Origin of the sequence: Pseudomonas protegens (assembly GCF_013407925.2) — a bacterium.
GTDB lineage: Bacteria > Pseudomonadota > Gammaproteobacteria > Pseudomonadales > Pseudomonadaceae > Aquipseudomonas > Aquipseudomonas fluorescens_AP.
In genome coordinates this window covers 4,390,295-4,407,343 of sequence record NZ_CP060201.1, presented here as the reverse complement: position 1 = coordinate 4,407,343, position 17,049 = coordinate 4,390,295, and the positions used below count along the sequence as shown (strand labels likewise).

The 17,049-nt window shown below is 65.6% G+C and carries 15 protein-coding genes; 7 read left to right on the top strand and 8 right to left on the bottom strand.

Annotated features, from left to right (window positions below; all coding sequences use genetic code 11):
- The first annotated feature begins 133 nt into the window (after nucleotides 1–133).
- A complete protein-coding gene (locus GGI48_RS20430; protein WP_047306098.1) occupies nucleotides 134–628 on the top strand; it encodes a RidA family protein in 495 nt (164 codons plus the stop codon).
- 22 nt (nucleotides 629–650) lie between these two features.
- Here the strand turns inward: GGI48_RS20430 and GGI48_RS20425 are convergent, their stop codons facing one another.
- Nucleotides 651–983 (bottom strand): DUF2790 domain-containing protein, encoded by a 333-nt coding sequence (locus GGI48_RS20425; RefSeq protein WP_103741506.1) that lies wholly within the window; start codon nucleotides 981–983, stop codon nucleotides 651–653.
- 331 nt (nucleotides 984–1,314) lie between these two features.
- On the opposite strand from GGI48_RS20425, the gene GGI48_RS20420 reads away from it, so the two are divergent.
- Nucleotides 1,315–2,643 (top strand): OprD family porin, encoded by a 1,329-nt coding sequence (locus GGI48_RS20420; protein ID WP_016963584.1) that lies wholly within the window; start codon nucleotides 1,315–1,317, stop codon nucleotides 2,641–2,643.
- Between the two features lie 176 nt (nucleotides 2,644–2,819).
- On the top strand, nucleotides 2,820–3,038 hold the full coding sequence (locus tag GGI48_RS20415) for a hypothetical protein (protein WP_179599777.1): 219 nt from the start codon (nucleotides 2,820–2,822) through the stop codon (nucleotides 3,036–3,038).
- 285 nt (nucleotides 3,039–3,323) lie between these two features.
- Here the strand turns inward: GGI48_RS20415 and GGI48_RS20410 are convergent, their stop codons facing one another.
- The 3 genes from GGI48_RS20410 to GGI48_RS20400 all read right to left on the bottom strand — a co-directional run bounded on the left by GGI48_RS20410 (nucleotide 3,324) and on the right by GGI48_RS20400 (nucleotide 9,120).
- Nucleotides 3,324–6,461: a CusA/CzcA family heavy metal efflux RND transporter gene (locus tag GGI48_RS20410; RefSeq protein WP_179599775.1), complete on the bottom strand. Its 3,138-nt coding sequence runs from the start codon at nucleotides 6,459–6,461 to the stop codon at nucleotides 3,324–3,326.
- 26 nt (nucleotides 6,462–6,487) lie between these two features.
- Entirely contained in the window at nucleotides 6,488–7,672 is a 1,185-nt protein-coding gene (locus GGI48_RS20405; protein WP_103741503.1) for an efflux RND transporter periplasmic adaptor subunit, read from the bottom strand.
- A gap of 197 nt (nucleotides 7,673–7,869) precedes the next feature.
- Entirely contained in the window at nucleotides 7,870–9,120 is a 1,251-nt protein-coding gene (locus GGI48_RS20400; RefSeq protein ID WP_179599773.1) for a TolC family protein, read from the bottom strand.
- A gap of 385 nt (nucleotides 9,121–9,505) precedes the next feature.
- Here GGI48_RS20400 and GGI48_RS20395 point away from each other — a divergent pair, with 385 nt between their 5' ends.
- A complete protein-coding gene (locus GGI48_RS20395) occupies nucleotides 9,506–10,180 on the top strand; it encodes a heavy metal response regulator transcription factor (RefSeq protein ID WP_060841091.1) in 675 nt (224 codons plus the stop codon).
- Between the two features lie 146 nt (nucleotides 10,181–10,326).
- A complete protein-coding gene (locus GGI48_RS20390) occupies nucleotides 10,327–10,746 on the top strand; it encodes a lysozyme inhibitor LprI family protein (RefSeq protein WP_179599771.1) in 420 nt (139 codons plus the stop codon).
- A gap of 100 nt (nucleotides 10,747–10,846) precedes the next feature.
- Here the strand turns inward: GGI48_RS20390 and GGI48_RS20385 are convergent, their stop codons facing one another.
- Nucleotides 10,847–11,365, bottom strand: coding sequence for a hypothetical protein (locus tag GGI48_RS20385; RefSeq protein ID WP_016963579.1), 519 nt, complete (start codon nucleotides 11,363–11,365; stop codon nucleotides 10,847–10,849).
- Between the two features lie 168 nt (nucleotides 11,366–11,533).
- Nucleotides 11,534–12,859 (bottom strand): MFS transporter, encoded by a 1,326-nt coding sequence (locus tag GGI48_RS20380; protein WP_179599769.1) that lies wholly within the window; start codon nucleotides 12,857–12,859, stop codon nucleotides 11,534–11,536.
- 176 nt (nucleotides 12,860–13,035) lie between these two features.
- Here GGI48_RS20380 and panB point away from each other — a divergent pair, with 176 nt between their 5' ends.
- Nucleotides 13,036–13,863, top strand: coding sequence for a 3-methyl-2-oxobutanoate hydroxymethyltransferase (gene panB, locus GGI48_RS20375; RefSeq protein ID WP_179599767.1), 828 nt, complete (start codon nucleotides 13,036–13,038; stop codon nucleotides 13,861–13,863).
- Here panB and GGI48_RS20370 read toward each other — a convergent pair.
- Nucleotides 13,851–15,236 (bottom strand): PLP-dependent aminotransferase family protein, encoded by a 1,386-nt coding sequence (locus GGI48_RS20370; protein WP_179599766.1) that lies wholly within the window; start codon nucleotides 15,234–15,236, stop codon nucleotides 13,851–13,853. The two genes, panB and GGI48_RS20370, sit on opposite strands and share 13 nt — an antisense overlap.
- Before the next feature lie 4 nt (nucleotides 15,237–15,240).
- A complete protein-coding gene (locus GGI48_RS20365) occupies nucleotides 15,241–15,474 on the bottom strand; it encodes a Pathogenicity locus (RefSeq protein WP_042940702.1) in 234 nt (77 codons plus the stop codon).
- A 114-nt stretch (nucleotides 15,475–15,588) separates the two neighbouring features.
- On the opposite strand from GGI48_RS20365, the gene GGI48_RS20360 reads away from it, so the two are divergent.
- Nucleotides 15,589–17,007 carry a short-chain fatty acid transporter gene (locus GGI48_RS20360; protein WP_016963573.1) on the top strand — a complete coding sequence of 473 codons (1,419 nt, stop codon included), beginning with the start codon at nucleotides 15,589–15,591 and terminating at the stop codon, nucleotides 17,005–17,007.
- The last annotated feature ends 42 nt before the right edge of the window (nucleotides 17,008–17,049 follow it).

Below are 17,049 nucleotides of genomic sequence, written 5' to 3'. Positions count from 1 at the left end.
GGACTTGTCTGACAAAAATAATTCAACCGCGGGCAAAGCCCCTGCCTGCGGGCCTTTCACCGAAGATTTACCGGCGCCCGGGAGCGCGTATAGTCGGCATCGGGAAATCTCAGGCGATCGACGGAGTTGGACTATGGACGCATCACGCAAGGCGCTTTTTCAGCAAGAGGCTGCACGAGTCGGACACAGTTTCGAGGGCGAGATGCGCATTGGCGGCAACTATGTGCCGGCAGTGCGTAATGGCGATGAGGTGTATGTCAGCGGACAGATCCCGCGTATTGACGACAGGGTGATGGTGGTCGGCCGGGTGGGCGCCGAAACCAGCCTGGAGCAGGCCCGCCACGGGGCACAGATCTGTACCCTGCGGGCCCTGGCGATCCTTGAGCAGATGCTCGGCGACCTGCAACGGATCCAGCGCATCCTGCGGATCAACGTCTACGTACAGAGCGCGGCGGACTTTACCCAGCAGAGCGAGGTGGCGGACGGCGCCTCAGGGGTGCTCTATTCGATCTTCGCCGAAGCCGGGGTGCACACGCGCACATCGGTGGGGGTCTATCAGTTACCGAAAAACGCCTCGGTGGAAGTCGACATGATCGTCGCCCTGCACCCCGAAACCGGCGACGCCTGAAGGCCGCGCCAGCCCCCAGGGATCAGCTGCCGTTATTGCGACACTGACCCATGACCTGATACTCGATGGTCTTGAGCTGGCCGGCGGAGTCTTCGTAGGTCATGCGCGAGGGCACCACCTTACAGGACTTGATCGGCGGGGTGACGCTGACCACCCTGGCGATATCCAGGTCCATGCCGTAGCGGTAGTTCTGCACCACCGGCGCCGGCTTGCCCTGACTCGCCGCATAGCGCTCCATGGCCTTCTGGTTCTCCACCATGGCCCGGGCAAAGGTGCGATCACCACCGCCTTCGGCCAGGGCCAGGGAAGAGAGGGACAGCAGCAGCGCGGCGATACTCAGGTTGACGGTGTTCATGACAGTTTCCTCGTCCAGTTGACAGCGGCGAGGATAAGCAACCGACCCTTTCAGAATGATCGCGGGCACATTACTTATCTGTCATGCGCCTGCGCACGCCGCCCCGGTGCGCCATCCACCCCCCGGTTCAGCGGGGTTTCAGGGACGCCGCCGGCCTCTGTCGACGAGCCTTTCTTGCACAATTGTAATCAGCGGGTCACCGCGCCGTTATCTGCCGTTTGCAACTATCGACGCCGACTTGCAGGGCGTTACCGCGCCTGTTGGTCGAGCCCAATAAGAACGCCTCCGGCGATATAAAAGTTGATAGCTGCCAACACTCAGGAGCGACCCCATGCGTATCAATCCCCCCTTGTCCCTGTCCGTGCTCGCCGCGGTCCTGGGACTGTGTCCCGTGGCCGCGGTGGCCGCCGAGGAACGCCCCGAAGGCTTTATCGAAGGCAGCCGCCTCGACCTGCTGCTGCGCAACTACTACTTCAACCGCGACGACCGCAAAGGCCAGTCCAGCCCCACCGGCAACGGCTATTCCGAAGCCTGGGCCCAGGGCCTGATCGGCCGGTTCGAGTCCGGTTTCACCCAGGGCACAGTCGGCTTCGGCATCGACGCCTTTGCCATGTACGGCCTCAAGCTCGACTCCGGCAGCGGGCGCAGCGGCGGCCGTGGCTCCTTCGGCATGCTGCCGGTGAACCACGACAACGCGCCCGCCGACGGCTACGGCAAGGCCGGCGGCGCGGTGAAACTGCGGGCCCTGGACACCGTGGTGAAAGTCGGCGACGTGTTCCCCAAGACCCCGGTGGTGCACTACGGCGACTCGCGCCTGCTGCCGGAAAGCTTTCGCGGGGTGACCCTGGAAAACACCAGCCTCGACGGCCTCAACCTGCAGGGCGGGCGCCTGCACGCCATGAGCCAGCCCGACAGCAGCGGCATGCGCGACGGCTTCGCCACCTTCTACGCCGGCAAGGTCGACTCGCCCTGGGTCGGCTACTTCGGTGGCGACTACAAGCTCAACCCCAACCTCAGTTTCAGCCTCTACAGCAGCCGCCTGAAAGACGCCTGGGATCAGTACTACTTCGGCACGGCGGTGAACTACCCGGTGTCCGACGACCTGACCCTGTTCAGCGGCTTCAACTACTACAAGGCCGTGGACGAGGGCAAGAAACTGCTGGGCGAGTTCGACAACAACATCTGGAGCGCCAAGGTCGGCGCCACCTACGGCGCCCACACCCTGGCCCTGTCGCACCAGCGCAACAACGGCAATGACGACTTCGACTACCTGCGCCAGTCGGACTCGATCTTTCTCGACAACTCGATCCAGTACAGCGACTTCAACTCGCCCAAGGAACGCTCGTGGATGGTCCGCTACGACCTCGACATGCAGACCTTCGGCATTCCCGGTCTGTCGTTCATGAGCCGTTACGCCCGCGGTAGCGGCGCCGACTACAGCCACGCCAACTCGGTGTACATGCGCCGCGACGCCGCCGGTGATCCACTGACCGATCAACGTCGCTGGGAACGGGACATCGAAGCCAAGTACGTGTTCCAGGACGGCACGCTCAAGGACCTGTCCCTGCGCATCCGCCAGGCGACCATCCGTTCCAGCCAGTTCGAATCCGACCTGGAGGAATTCCGGCTGATCGTCGAGTACCCGCTGGCCCTGCTCTAGAGCGTCTGCCCGGGCAGGTTGCGGCCTGCCCGGTGTTAAAACTTCTTCACAGACTCACGCCTTTCAGAACTGTAATATCGGCCTCACCTTCTCGTTAGGTTGGCCTCCCTATACTCCCGAGCACACTCAAATCCGCCGTGTTTACCACGGTCCAAGAGCTTCTCGGGAGTCCATCCATGCGCCCAACCCAACTGTTGTTGATCGGCCTTCTGGCCAGCACCAGCTTCACCACCTTGGCCGACGACGGCAGCGAACGGCCGCAGCAAATGCGTGACGCCTTCCTGGCCAGCCAGGAACAGATTCACGGCGACGCCAACCAGCAAACCGCGGCCACGGGCGACACCGGCACAGCCCCTCGCGATGCTTCCACAGCAGCGGCCGAGGAAGATATTTAACGGCCCCTGCCCACCGAGCACATTCATCTCTTGAAGCGTTTTTTGGATGCTCCTTTGGAAAGAGATGAATTTTTAGCGTCCCGCATGGGGCGCTTTTTTTTGCCTGCCCATTGAGCACCATCCTGCAGGAGCCGACTTGCCGGCGAAGACATCCTCATGAACGCCTTCGCCGGCAAGCCGGCTGCCACAAGAATTGACCCGATGCACCTGCCCTCCGTAGGAGCTGGCTTGCCAGCGAAGGCGCCCGCAAGCGCACCTTCGCCAACACTCAGCCTACAGAGGGGGCTAATCCTCTTCCTTGCGGTGCGCCCATTGGTACAGGGCAGGCAGCACCAGCAAGGTGAGGACGGTGGACGACAGGATGCCGCCAATCACCACGGTCGCCAGGGGCCGTTGCACTTCGGCGCCGGTGCCGGTGGCCAGGGCCATGGGGATGAAGCCCAGGGACGCCACCAGAGCGGTCATCAGCACCGGGCGCAAACGGGTCAGGGCGCCTTCATGAATCGCCACGGACAGCGAACGCCCCTCCTCGCGCAGGTTGCGGATAAAGGCAATCATCACCAGGCCGTTGAGCACCGCAACACCCGACAAGGCAATGAACCCTACCCCCGCCGAGATCGATAGCGGGATGTCCCGCAGCCACAGGGCCATGATCCCACCGGTCAAGGCAAAGGGAATGCCGGTGAACACCAGCAGGCCGTCCTTGAGGTTGTTGAACATCATGAACAGCAAGCCGAACACCAGCAGCAGCGCCACCGGCACCACCACTTGCAGACGCTGGGAGGCCTCCTGCAACTGCTCGAACTGGCCGCCCCAGGTGGTCCAGTACCCCGCAGGCACTTTGACCTTGTCGGCAATCCGCGAGGTGGCCTCTTCGACAAAGGAGCCGATGTCGCGACCGCGCACGTTGGCGCTGACGATCACCAGGCGCTTGCCGTTTTCGCGGCTGACCTGATTGGGTCCCAGGACCAGGTCGAGGCTGGCCACTTCCGACAGGGCGATAAAGCCGATCTGCCCGTTGGCCGTGCCCGCGGTCGCCGGTATCGGGATCAGCAGCCGCGACAGGCCGTCGATGTCGGTGCGCAACTGGTCAGACAGACGCACCACCATGTCGAAGCGCCGGTCGCCTTCATACAGGGTGCCGGCCTGACGCCCGCCCACCGCCACCGCGATGGTGTCTTGCACATCGCCCACGTTGAGGCCGAAACGCGCGGCCTTGTCGCGGTCGATATTGATGGTCAGCACCGGCAGGCCGGAGGTCTGCTCGACCTTGACTTCCGAGGCGCCGGACAAACCCTGCAGGGCCGTGGCGATTTCATTGGCGGTCTTGTTCAGCACGGTCATGTCGTCACCGAACACCTTGACCGCGACATCGCTGCGCACCCCGGAAATCAGCTCGTTGAAACGCAGCTGGATCGGCTGCGACAGTTCGTAGGCACTGCCCGGCACCCGGGCGCTGGCGCGCTGGATATCGGCGATCAGGGCCTCGCGGGACTTGCCCGGGTCGGGCCACTGGGCCTTGGGCTTGAGCATCAGGTAGCTGTCGGAAATATTCGGCGGCATCGGGTCCGAGGCAATCTCCGCGGTGCCGGTGCGGGCAAACACCCGCTCGATCTCCGGCACCTGCGCCAGCAGGGTTTTCTCCAGGCGCTGCTGCATGTCCACCGACTGCGTGAGGCTGGTGCCGGGCACCCGCAAAGCCTGTTGGGCGAAGTCGCCTTCGCTGAGGCTGGGGATGAATTCGCTGCCCATGCGACTGGCCAGCACCGCGCTGCCCAGCAAGATCGCCGCCGCCAGGGCGAAGGTCGGCGCACGATGGCCCATGACCCAGTCCAGCACCGGCGCGTAGCCACGCTTGGCGCTGCGCACCAGCAGGTTTTCCTCTTCCTTGACCTTGCCGGTGACGAACAGCGCAATGGCCGCCGGGACAAAGGTCACCGACAGGATCATCGCCCCCAGCAACGCCATGACCACGGTGAAGGCCATGGGGTGGAACATCTTCCCGGCCACCCCGGTCAGGGCAAAGATCGGCAGGTACACCACCATGATGATCAGCTGGCCGAAGATCAGCGCGCGGCGTGCCTCCTTGGCCGCGGCGAAGACTTCATGCAGGCGTTCGGAGCGGGTCAGCATGCGCCCGTGGTGCTGCTGGGCATGGGCCAGGCGGCGGATGGCGTTCTCGACGATCACCACCGCGCCGTCGACGATGATGCCGAAATCCAGGGCGCCGAGGCTCATCAGGTTGGCACTGACCCTGTTGCTGAACATGCCGGTGAAGGTGAACAGCATCGACAGCGGGATCACCAGGGCGGTGATCAGCGCGGCGCGGATATTGCCCAGGAACAGGAACAGAATCACGATCACCAGCAGCGCGCCCTCGAAGAGGTTCTTCTTCACGGTGGCGATGGCTTTTTCCACCAGGTTGGTGCGGTCGTAGACGGTGACCGCCACCACCCCTTCGGGCAGTGAACGGTTGATCTCCTCAAGTTTCTTCGCCACCGCCTGGGACACGCTGCGGCTGTTCTCGCCGATCAGCATGAACACCGTGCCCAACACCACTTCCCGGCCATTCTCGGTGGCCGCGCCGGTGCGCAGTTCGCGGCCGATCTGCACCTGGGCGACGTTGCGCACGCGGATCGGCGTGCCGTCGCTGCTGCTGATGACGATGTTGGCGATGTCCTCGATGGACGCCAGTTGCCCCGGCGCGCGGATCAGCAACTGCTCGCCGCTGCGCTCGATGTAGCCGGCGCCGACGTTGGCGTTGTTGCGCTCCAGGGCCGTCACCAGGTCATTCAGGGTCAGCCGGTAAGCCGCCAGGCGCTTGGGATCGGGGGCGATCTGGTACTCCTTGGCGAAGCCGCCGATGGTGTTGATCTCGGCCACGCCCTGCACGTTGCGCAGTTGCGGCTTGATGATCCAGTCCTGGATCACCCGCAGGTCGGTGGGGGTGTAGGGCGTGCCGTCCTCCTTGCGCGCGCCGTCCTCGGCTTCCACGGTCCACAGGAAGATTTCCCCGAGGCCGGTGGAGATCGGCCCCATCACCGCCTCCACGCCTTCAGGCAATTGCTCGCGGGCCACCTGCAGCCGCTCGTTGACCAGTTGCCGGGCGAAGAACAGGTCGGTGCCGTCCTTGAAGATCACCGTGACCTGGGACAGGCCCGAGCGCGACAGCGAACGGGTCTGCTGCAAGCCCGGCAACCCGGCCATGGCGGTTTCGATGGGAAAGGTGATGCGCTGCTCGGTTTCCAGCGGCGAAAAACCCGGCGCCGCCGAGTTGATCTGCACCTGGACGTTGGTGATGTCCGGCACCGCGTCGATCGGCAGTTTCTGGTAGCTGGCGATGCCGACGCCGGCCATCAGCAGCACCGCCAACAAAACGATGATGCGCTGCTCGATGGCAAATTGAATGATGCGTTCAAACATGGGAAAGCACTCTCTGCTGTGACCGATCAATGGCCGTGGTCGGCCGCGCCTTTGCCCAGTTCGGACTTGAGGGTGAAACTGCCGCGGGTGGCCACCTGGGCCCCGGCCGCCAGCCCTTCGCGGACCTCGACGAAACCGTCCTGGGTGGCGCCGATGACTACCGGCGTGGCCTGGAAGCCCTCGGCCACCCGGACAAACACCGACGGCCGTTCCTCCACGGTCTGGATCGCGCTCTGCGGCACGCTGACCGGCGCCTCGAAGGTTTCGGTGGCCACCTGCACCGCGACGAACAACCCCGGACGCCAGGCGTCATTCGGGTTGGCCAGGGTCACCCGCACCGTGGCGGTTCGGGTCTGTTCCCCCAGCAGGCTGCCGACATAGGCCACCTGGCCCTGGACCTGGGTCCCCAGTTCGCTGGAGCTGACACTCACGGGCTGGCCGACCCGGACCTTGTCCAGATCCTTGGGGAATACCCCAAAAGTGGCCCAGACCCGGGACAGGTCCGAGAGGGTGAAGGCCGCGCTGTTCTCGCTCACCACCTCGCCGACGCTGAGGTGCTTTTCCACCACCACGGCGTCGAACGGCGCGCGCATTTCATAGCGGTTGCCCCCCGCCAGCTGGGCGCTGCCACTCAGGGCCTGGATCTTCTGTCGGGCGTTGTTGAGGGCGATTTGTGCTTCTTGCAGGTTCTGGCGCGCCAGCAGGTAATCCTGTTCGGCGGAGATCTGATCGATCCACAACTGCCGCTCGCGCTCGAAGGTGGTACGGGCCAGCTCCACCCGCCGCCCGGCGGCTGCCAGCTCGCTGCGCTGGTCGGACACCTGCGGGCTGGCGATCACCGCCAGCAGCTCGCCGCGCTTGACCGACTGCCCCAGATTGACCTGCACCGACTCCACGACCCCGGCGGCCCGGGGCACGATGTGGGAGGTGCGATCCTCGTCGAAACGGATTTCCCCCGGCAGGCTCAGCACTCGCTTGAGCTGCCGCGGACCGGCCTCGGCCAGCTCGATCCCGGCGGCCTGGATCTGCTCGGCGCTGAGCTCCAGGTGCCCCTCGGGCTCCTCGGCGCCGTGCCCGACCGGCTCGGCCACATCAGGAAGCTTGGCGCCGGCAGGCGCCGCAGGGGCGGACAGGCCCGGCAACAGCAGGGCCGCCGCTCCCAGACCAAATACCGCGGCAATGGCCATCATCAGGCTGCGTTTCTTATCCATGGGTACTCCTGAGAATCGAGGTGCGGCAGCGCACGAGGCGCCTTACGAGGTAGGCGAAAAGAAAAAGTCGTCGAGGGCCCGATGCCATTCATGGACACACCAGTGCCGGGGCGGCTCCTCAGGTGGCGTCCCGGGTACTGCGCTGCAATCGCTGACCAGCATGGCGAGCAGACAGACCAGGCCCCGCAGCCCGGTTTTCACCAGCGGCTGAGGTCGCCGTAGATGCGTTCGATCCGCACCCGGGCATCGGTGGTTTGCGCCACGGCGGCGAGGTACTGGCTGCGGGCGCCGATCAGCGTGCGTTGGGCGTCCAGCACTTCGAGGAAACTGAACTTGCCCATTTCGAAGCCCCGGGTGGCGCTGTCCACCGCGCGTTGGGCGGCGGGCAGGATGGTCTGATTGAAGGCCTGCACTTCGCCGCTGGCGGTGCTCCATTGCTCCAGGGCCTGGCGGGTTTCACTGCGCAGGCGCAGCTCGGTGGCATTGCGCAGGTCCCGGGCCTGATCGCTGCGACGGGCGGCGGACAGCACATTGCCCTGGTTGCGGTTGAACAGCGGCAGCGGCATGGACAGGCCCAGCAGATTGACCCGCTCACGGGCGCCGGCGTCGTACTGGCTGCCGATGCTGACGTCCAGATCGGGAATGCGCTGGGCCTTCTCCAACCCCAGGGACGCCTCGCGCTGAAGGATTTCCTGCTCCGCCAGGCGCAACTGCGCAGTCTCCGGCAAGCGGCTCAACAACTGCGCCGAGGCCGGCAGCGTGCTCAGCGCGCGGGGCGGTTCCTGCACCGCCGAGAACTCCGCGGCGGCGCTGCCAATGATCCTGGCCAACTGCCGATAGGCATCGCCCTGCTCCATCTGCCCCCGGCTGAGCTCCAGCCGAACCTCGGCCAGTTGCACCTGGGCCCGGGTGGCTTCCACCGGCGAGGCCTTGCCGGCCTTGACCCGCCCCTGGGCCACGCTGACCCCGCGTTCGGCCAGGGCCAGCGAACGCCCGGCCAGTTGGGTGCGCTCCTGGGCCCGCAGCGCGGCGTAGTAAGCCTGCAGAACATCGGCCCGCAGCTCGATACCGCGCCGCTCCAGCTCCAGGGCGGCCAGCTCCTGGCCACGGCTGGCCAGCTCCACCCGGGCGCCACGCTTGCCGCCCAGCTCCAGCGCCTGGCTGAGCTTGACCGCGGTGGTGCGCGAATCCCTGCGGGTGTCCTCGGCGTCCACCGACAGCACCGGGTTGGGCAGCAACCCGGCCTGCTGCCGTGCGCCTTGGGCGATGTCGATCTCCCAGCGCGCGGCGGCCAGTTCGGGGTTGTTGGCAAAGGCCTTGGCCAGGGCACTGTCCAGGCTCAAGACGGAGGCCTGGGCAACGCTCAGCGGCGCCGCTGCCAGGACCAGCCACAGCATCCAGCGGCAGGTCGGCGCAGCCCGGGCGGGTGTTCTCGGGAAAGTCGGCATAACAGGTTCCGGCCCCTGGTGAGGCAAAGTGTCTGCAACGCGGCGCGAAACATATCGAGGGATATACAAAGAGGCCCCGGCCGATATGAAACTGCAACACTGCGCCCATTGGCAGAAAGAGTTTCAAGTTCAACCCAGGGTAACTTTCAGCGCTTATCAGCAGGGTGGCGCAAAGATTACAAATCCGTTAGCCAAGGCTCTGGCTCAAGGTTCTGTATTAACATCCGGGCATTGAAAGCGAGTGCACCGCAGGTTTTAAAACAATCGCCGCTCAACTTTTAAGATCGTTTCAAGTGGATTGCAGCGAGCACACTTGCCGCGCATCTTCAGCACTGTTTCCAGCAACTTTCCCGACTGCCCGTTATTCACCGAGAACCTCACCCGCATGCGAATCCTGGTTATCGAAGACGAACTCAAAACTGCCGAGTACCTGCATCAGGGACTGACCGAAAGCGGTTACGTGGTGGATTGCGCCAATACCGGCGCGGATGGCCTGCACCTGACCCGCCAGCACGCCTACGATCTGGTGATCCTCGACGTCAACCTGCCGCAGATCGATGGCTGGGGAGTGCTGTCGCAGATCCGCCAGAACAGCAACACCCGGGTCATGATGCTGACCGCCCAGGGACGACTGGCGGACAAGATTCGCGGCCTGGACCTGGGCGCCGATGATTACCTGGTCAAGCCGTTCGAGTTTCCCGAGTTGCTGGCCCGGGTCCGCACCCTGATGCGCCGCAGCGAACAGAAGCCGGTGCCGGATGTGTTGCGCGTTGCCGACCTGGAACTGGATCAGAGCCGCCACCGGGCCTTTCGCGGCAAACAGCGCATCGACCTGACCACCAAGGAGTTCGCCCTGCTGCACCTGCTGATGCGCCAGAGCGGCGTGGTGCTGTCGCGCACCCAGATCATTTCCTTTGTCTGGGACATGAACTTCGACTGCGACACCAATGTGGTGGAAGTCTCGATCCGCCGCCTGCGAGCGAAGATCGACGACCCGTTCGAACGCAAGCTGATCCACACCTTGCGCGGCGTGGGCTACGTGCTCGAAGAGCGCGACTAAAAGCGCAAGGCGCCAGCAAGCCGACCAGGCTCCGCCCCACGCGGCCCGGCCCTGGCAGCACACGCCCTGAGCCCGCGGCGCCCCCCTTCTGCATTGACCGCGGCGCGGTAGAATGCCCGCTTCATTCTCAGCGCGAAGGGACCGCCATGCATCATCAGCCCTGGATCTTCGGCCTCGCCGTGGCCCTGCTGCTCGGGGTCGGCGGCGGCTCGTCTACCGCCCGGGCCGCCCCGCTGGACTGCAGCCACATCGAGGTCAGCGAACAGGTCGATCGCTGCGCCCAGCAGGACAAGGAACGGGCCGACGACGCCCTCAATCAGAGCTATCAGGCGCTCTTGGAGCGGGTTCACAACCTGTATCCCAGCAGCCTGCTGCAAGAGCAGGAATACCTCGGCAAGTTGAAGAACGCGCAGCGGGCCTGGATCAAGTACCGCGACAGCACCTGCGTGCTGGAGGCCTTCGAAGTGGCGCCGGGCAAACCGGCCCACGTTACCCTGATCAACCGTTGCGTGACCCGCCTGAGCAACGAACGCTCCCGCTACCTGGAGCAACTGCTGGCCCAATAGCCGCCTGCCGGGTCATGCGCAACGGGCCAGGCCCGGCGGCCGCTTCGCCGGTTCCGCCACGACGGCGCCGACAGCAGCGGGCTGGCCCGCGAAAGCGCCATCAAGACCCCGCACGCCGCCTGCACGGACGAAGACTGAGGCCATGGACCAGCAGGCACACCAGGCTGGCGAGCCAGGCAAACCCCAGCATGCCCAGGCAGGACTCACGCTCGCGCAGGCGCTGCTGGCACCGCTCGGCGCTGTCACACCGGGCGACGCACCAGGGCTGATCGTCGCGGGTACAGCCCAGCAGGTAACCCCGCAGGTGGCTCAGCACCAGAGGCTGTCCCGGGAGTTGTTCGAGTGGCACCTGGAACCGGGTCAATTCGGGGCTCAGGCGCAAGCGTTGGCGTTCGCCGCTGTCGAGGTCCTCGACCAGCAGCGCCCCCGCCTCCACCGCGACCACCCGGGCACTGAGGCTGTCGGGGCTGGCGCCTTCCAGGCCATAGTCCACCAGGGTGCTGGTCCAGGCCTCGATCAGGACAAACACCAGGCCCAGCACAAAGCTCACCAGCGCCACTTGCAGCAGTGGCGCGAGGGTGGAGAAATTTCGCAAGGAACACAGCGTCGAACGAATCAAGACAGCTCCCGGAAACTCAAGCGCGGACCGCGCATTCCGGGAGATTAGCGGGAAAAAACCAGGGGCTGAAAGGCATTTTTCAGCTCGTTTCCAGTGCGGATTCATCGGCCTTTTGGCGAAGGCTCTAGCTCGCTGTTTCGCTTGATCGGGAGCCTTTGAAGAAAGGTCTTAACGCTGATCCACGGCGCAGGGTCCTGGCGCCAGCGACCGCTCCTCGCCCACGCGCCCGCCGAAGTAACCGACACTGATCACCCCAACCGCGCCCATCAGCGCGCAATAGATCACGCAGATCCATGGGCTCCAGGGCATCAGGGCGATCAGCAGCAACGGGGTGGTACTGGCCCAGAGGGCGTAGGCGATGTTGTAGGTGAAGGAGATCCCCGAGACGCGAATCCGCGGCGGAAACAGGCTGACCATCACCGATGGCACCGCCCCCACCACGCCGCAACCCAGGCCGGCGATGGCGTAGGCCAGGCCGATCCACTCGCCGCCGCTGATCAGGCAGCCATAGAGCACGGCGATGCCCACGGGCAGCAGCAGGCTGTAGAGCATCACCGTGCGCCAGGCGCCAAGGCGGTCGACGATCAGCCCCGCCAGCACGCAGCCGATGTTGAGGAAGACGATGCCCAGGCTGCTCAGGGCAAAGGTGTGGCTGGCGCTCATGCCGAAGCTCTTCTGCATCATGGTCGGGGTGATGACCACGAACACCACCACCGCCGAGGTCAGCACGCAGGTCAGGATCAAGGCTGGCAGGATCGCCAGCCGGTGCTCGCGCAGCACCGTGCGCAGCGGCAGTTCGGCGGCGTTCTCGCGCTGCTCCTGAAACGCCACGAACACCGGGGTTTCGCTCAGCCAGCGGCGCAACCAGACGCCGATCACGCCAAACACCCCGCCCAGCAGGAAGGGATAGCGCCAGGCGTGGTCAAGGATGTCCTCGGGGCTGAAGACCCGCGCCAGCAGGGTCGCGGTCAGCGCCCCCAAGAGGTAGCCGAAGGTCAGCCCGGCCTGGAGAAAACCCAGGGCATAACCGCGATGGGCCCGTGGCGCGTGCTCGGCGACGAACACCCAGGCGCTGGGCACCTCACCGCCCACCGCGGCGCCCTGCAGAACCCGCAGCGCCAGCAACAGCAAGGGCGCGAAATAGCCGATCTGGGCGTAGGTCGGCATGATCCCGATCAGCAGGCAGGGCAGCGCCATCATCAGGATGCTCAGGCTGAAGACCTTCTTGCGCCCCAGGCGGTCGGCGAAGTGCGCCATGAGAATGCCGCCCAGGGGCCGGGCCAGGTAGCCGGTGACGAAGATCCCGAAGCTTTGCAGCAGGCGCAGCCATTCGGGCATTTCCGGGGGGAAGAACAACTGGCTCAGGGTCAGGGCGAAAAATACGAAGATGATGAAATCGTAGATTTCCAGGGCGCCGCCCAGGGCGGCCAGGCCCAGGGTCTTGTAGTCGGCGCGGGAAAAGCGCGCCGGCGACGACTCAGTGGATGGGGTCATGAAAGCAACTCAATGGCAGCACAAAGCGAAGGCGCTCATGGTCTACGCAAACGATCCGGGGAACAACCCGTCGCCTTCCCTGGGTTGGTTTTCCGCGGTTTTCTGTACCTTGAACGGCCGCGCGCCAGGCCAATAATCGGGCACTTTCCCACCCCAGCAGAATCAGGAAAGTCGTCATGAGCAGCCATACCCGCACCCAGCGCCTGAGCGTCCCGCAACTGGTGGCCATGAAAGGCCGGCAGAAGATCGTGTCCCTCACCGCCTATACCAGCCACATGGCACGGCTGATGGACCCCTTCGTGGATTTCATCCTGATCGGCGATTCCACCGCCATGGTCGGCTACGGCCGCACCTCGACCCTGGACATGAGCCTGACGGAAATCATCGCCCACACCCGCGCCGTGGTGGCCGGCAGCCGCCTGGCCTGCGTGATCGCCGACATGCCCTTCGGCAGCTACCAGGAATCCCCGCAGCAGGCCTACCGCAATGGCGCCGAAGTCATGGCCCGCACCGGCTGCGCCGCCCTCAAGCTGGAAGGCGGCCAGGCCCTGGCGCCCACCGTGGAGTTCCTGGTGCAGCGAGGCATTCCGGTGATGGCCCACATCGGCCTGATGCCGCAGTTCGTCAACCAGATGGGCGGGTTCAGGGCCCAGGGGCTCGACAGCGAGGCCGCCGCCAAGATCGAGGCTGATGCCCGGGCCCACCTTGAGGCCGGTGCCTTCAGCCTGTTGCTGGAAGGGGTGGCGGAACCCCTGGCCCGGCGCATCAGCGACTTTTCAGCGATGCCGACCATTGGCATCGGCGCCTCCCCGGCCTGCGACGGCCAGGTGCTGGTGACCGAGGACCTGCTGGGGCTGGGCGGGGCCCAGGTGCCGCGTTTCGTCAAGCAGTACGCCGATGCCGGCGCCCTGATCAGCCAGGCCTGCCAACGCTTTGCCGCAGAAGTCCGGGACCAGGCATTCCCGCAGTTGCAGCATTGCTACGGCGTGGCTCAGGACGCCTGATCCAGCGCCTGGGCCAGTTGCCCCAGGGCGCCCTGGATGTCCTTGCTCCAATCCAGGGTGAAGCTCAGGCGCAGGTGCTGCTGCCACAGGCCCTGCTGACTGAAGACAGTGCCCGGCGCAATGACGATGCCGGCGGCCAGCAGGCGCTCATAGACCCGGGTCATCTGTACCGGGCGCCTGGCTTCGACCCACAAGGTTGCGCCCCCGGCGGCCAGCGGCGCGTGCAATTGCCCACCGGCCTGCTGCTCCAGCAGCAGGTGCAGCTGTTGCATGCGCTGGCGCAGCAGGCCCCGCAGCTTCACCAGGTGCTGGTCGACCCGACCGGAACTGAAGAGCCGCGCCACCGCCTTCTGGCGGATCGGCGATAGGCGCAAGGAACGCTCGAGAAACAGGCGCTGCATTCGCGGGCCCAGGCTGCGGCTCAGCAAGTAGCTGAAAGGCGCCTCGGCACCGATGGCCTTGTCCAGGCTGGCAAACACCAACAGCCGCTCGGGGTCAGCAAAATCCCGATAGCGCGCGGCGTCCGGCACGAAGCTGAATTCACCGTAGCTGTCGTTCTCCAACAGCCAGATCCCTCGCTCACTGAACCAGCGGCACAGTTGCTGTTTGTCGGCGGCGGGCATCAGGCTGCCGTGGGGAATGTTCACCGTCGAGGAGAACACCGCCAGGCGCACCGGCTCACGCTGGAGCAGCGCCTGCCCCTGTTGCAGATCGAAGCGCCCGGCACTGTCCAGGGGCAGTTCGATGATCCGCAGGCGCGCCGCCCGCAGCTGACGCAGGATCGCCCAGGAACAGGGGGACTCCACCAGCACCACGCCACCGGCCAGGTCCAGGGCCTGCAACGCCAGCTCCAGCACACTGCGCAGATCGGGCCCCAGGTACACCTGGTCGGCCTGCCAGTAGTCGCCGCTGGAACGGGTGTAGCGCCGGGCCAGTTCGCTGCGCAGTTCCTGTTCGCCCAGGGGCTGGTACAGCGGCGCCTGGCTGCGCGGGTACTGGCGGGCCAGCTCGCGCTCGGTCATCAGCAACGGCTGCTCCAGGGACAGCAGCATCGCCGGGGCATCGCTGCACAAGGCCAGGTGTCCCGGCTGGCGCGCCTGGGCATAGAGGTTGTCGAGCAAGTCCGCCCCGGCCGTGGGCAAGGGAGCGGCGACGGCTCGAGTGAAGTAGCCCTGGCGCGGCCGCGAGTGGATGCGCCCTTCATCTTCCAGCAGGGCGTAGGCGTACTTGGTGGTGGACAGGGAAACCTTCAGGCGCAGCGCCAGTTCGCGCAGGGAGGGCAGGCGTTGCTCCTGGTCGCTGGCGGCATTGTCGATCCACTGCGACAGGTAGCGGTAGACCGCCTGATAGGCGAATGAAGGCTGGCGCTGCACCGCGTCAGTTGCCTTTGGCCAGGGCAATCGCCGCCTGGATCGCCGCGCGAGCCTGGGGGCTGTTTTTCCAGCAGCTGGAACCCACCAGAGCCGAGGCCTGGGTGACGATGTCCAGGGCATCGGCGGCGGCCAGCTGGGCCAGGGAGGTGATGCCCAGTTGCTCCAGGCGAGCGACCACCGTCGGGCCGACACCCTTGACCTTGAGCAGTGCGGCGCGTTCTTCAGGGGAAAATGACATGTGCGTTGAATCCTTTGCAGTCCGTGGCAATTGCCGCATTCTTGCACAGTTCTCGGCCGCCTCAGCCTGGGGCGGCCGTCGTCCTTATAAACATAAGAAATCCGAGGTACTGACGTGGCCGCTGATATTCAAGATAGCCGCTCCGCCCGTTTCGCCCTGCGCTGCTCGAACTGGGCCGAACGCTGGTTTCCCGATTCCTGGGTGTTCGCCGCGCTGGCGGTGATCATCGTCGCCCTGGCCACCCTGGCCATGGGCGCCAAGCCCACCGACGCCGCCATGGCCTTCGGTGACGGCTTCTGGAGCCTGATCCCCTTCACCATGCAGATGGCCTTCGTGGTCATCGGCGGCTATGTGGTGGCCAGCTCGCCGCCGGCGGTGAAGCTGATCGACAAGCTGGCGCGCATTCCCAGTAACGGCCGCTCGGCGGTGGCCTGGGTGGCGCTGATTTCCATGGTCGCCTCCTTGCTCAACTGGGGCCTGTCCCTGGTGTTCGGCGGCCTGCTGGTGCGGGCCCTGGCCCGGCGCACCGAACTGCGCATGGACTATCGCGCCGCCGGTGCGGCCGCCTACCTGGGCCTGGGCGCGGTGTGGGCCCTGGGGCTGTCGTCCTCGGCCGCGCAGTTGCAGGCCAACCCGGGCAGCCTGCCGCCGTCGATCCTGGCCATCACCGGGGTGATTCCCTTCACCCAGACCATCTTTCTCTGGCAGTCGGGGGTGTTGCTGCTGGCGCTGATCGTCGTCTCGCTGATCGTCGCCTACGCCACCGCCCCGGGCCCTAATAGCGCCCGGGATGCCCAGGCCTGCGGGGTCGACCCGAGCTTCAGCATGCCCAAGCCGCAACCCCGGACCCGCCCCGGCGAATGGCTGGAATACAGCCCGCTGCTGACCCTGCTCCTGGCGCTGCTGGCCGCCGGCTGGCTGTATCACGAGTTCGCCACCAAGCCGGCGATCACCGCGATCTCCGGGCTCAACACCTACAACTTCCTGTTCCTGATGACCGGCGCCCTGCTGCATTGGCGCCCGCGCAGCTTTCTCGATGCCGTGGCCCGGGCAGTGCCCACCACCACCGGGGTGCTGATCCAGTTCCCGCTGTATGGCTCGATCGCCGCGCTGATGACGGTGGTCAAGGGCGTGGACGGCCAGACCCTGGCCCACCACATCTCGACCTTCTTCGTGCAGATCGCCTCCCACGACACCTATGCCCTGCTGATGGGCCTGTACTCGGCGGTGCTGGGCTTCTTCATTCCCTCCGGCGGCGGCAAGTGGATCATCGAGGCGCCCTATGTGATGCAGGTGGCCAATGACCTGCAATACCACCTGGGTTGGGCGGTGCAGATCTACAACGCCGCCGAGGCCTTGCCGAACCTGATCAACCCCTTCTACATGCTGCCGCTGCTGGGGGTGCTGGGCTTGAAGGCCCGCGACCTGATCGGCTTCTCCTTCGTCCAGTTGCTGGTACACGCGCCTTTGGTGCTGGTGCTGCTCTGGGCCCTGGGCACCAGCCTGGCGTACCTGCCGCCGGTGCATCCCTGAGGGCGCCACAGGCCCGCTGCCGCCGAACGCAGCGGGCCTGTG

Coding starts and splice junctions, on each gene's coding strand:
- GGI48_RS20430 (WP_047306098.1), top strand. CDS start 134: ATGGACGCATCACGCAAGGCGCTTTTTCAGCAAGAGGCTGCACGAGTC.
- GGI48_RS20425 (WP_103741506.1), bottom strand. CDS start 983: ATGAACACCGTCAACCTGAGTATCGCCGCGCTGCTGCTGTCCCTCTCT.
- GGI48_RS20420 (WP_016963584.1), top strand. CDS start 1,315: ATGCGTATCAATCCCCCCTTGTCCCTGTCCGTGCTCGCCGCGGTCCTG.
- GGI48_RS20415 (WP_179599777.1), top strand. CDS start 2,820: ATGCGCCCAACCCAACTGTTGTTGATCGGCCTTCTGGCCAGCACCAGC.
- GGI48_RS20410 (WP_179599775.1), bottom strand. CDS start 6,461: ATGTTTGAACGCATCATTCAATTTGCCATCGAGCAGCGCATCATCGTT.
- GGI48_RS20405 (WP_103741503.1), bottom strand. CDS start 7,672: ATGGATAAGAAACGCAGCCTGATGATGGCCATTGCCGCGGTATTTGGT.
- GGI48_RS20400 (WP_179599773.1), bottom strand. CDS start 9,120: ATGCCGACTTTCCCGAGAACACCCGCCCGGGCTGCGCCGACCTGCCGC.
- GGI48_RS20395 (WP_060841091.1), top strand. CDS start 9,506: ATGCGAATCCTGGTTATCGAAGACGAACTCAAAACTGCCGAGTACCTG.
- GGI48_RS20390 (WP_179599771.1), top strand. CDS start 10,327: ATGCATCATCAGCCCTGGATCTTCGGCCTCGCCGTGGCCCTGCTGCTC.
- GGI48_RS20380 (WP_179599769.1), bottom strand. CDS start 12,859: ATGACCCCATCCACTGAGTCGTCGCCGGCGCGCTTTTCCCGCGCCGAC.
- panB (WP_179599767.1), top strand. CDS start 13,036: ATGAGCAGCCATACCCGCACCCAGCGCCTGAGCGTCCCGCAACTGGTG.
- GGI48_RS20365 (WP_042940702.1), bottom strand. CDS start 15,474: ATGTCATTTTCCCCTGAAGAACGCGCCGCACTGCTCAAGGTCAAGGGT.